At 39.0% G+C, this 403-nt stretch carries 1 protein-coding gene; it reads left to right on the top strand.

The window, feature by feature from the left end; translation table 11 throughout:
- Positions 1–129 precede the first annotated feature (129 nt).
- Complete coding sequence (locus A6R74_RS22740) at positions 130–273, top strand: hypothetical protein (RefSeq protein ID WP_165603358.1); 144 nt, start codon at positions 130–132, stop codon at positions 271–273.
- Positions 274–403 lie beyond the last annotated feature (130 nt).

Genomic DNA, 403 nt, shown 5'->3' on the forward strand with positions numbered 1-403 from the left:
ATTATAAACTCACTGATTTATTACGCTCCTAATAAAGGCCTTACTATAGGCTTGTTCGGTGATAGTTAGCAGGCAATTTACGAAGACGGGATAGGTTCAGCAAGAAAACTTATCGATGATGAGCAGTTAATGTTAATTGTAAAAGAAAATAAGTATCGCTGTTCGTCTCAAGTAATTGATGTTGCGCATAAATTTCGTTCCGATGGTCTAATTCAAAAAGTCGGTTTAAAGGAAGTTGATGGAATACTGGAAGATCCAGATGAGCGGGAGTGAGAAGCAATTTTTTACTACTCTATTAAGCCTCCAGCACCAGTAAAACCGACTAAACCGAAGAAAACCGATTCTGATGAGGTGAATAGTGCGTATGAAACGGATAGGGCCAAGTATGATCTGCGATTAGAGG

It is taken from the genome of Halomonas sp. ALS9, from assembly GCF_001651035.1.
Lineage (GTDB): Bacteria > Pseudomonadota > Gammaproteobacteria > Pseudomonadales > Halomonadaceae > Vreelandella.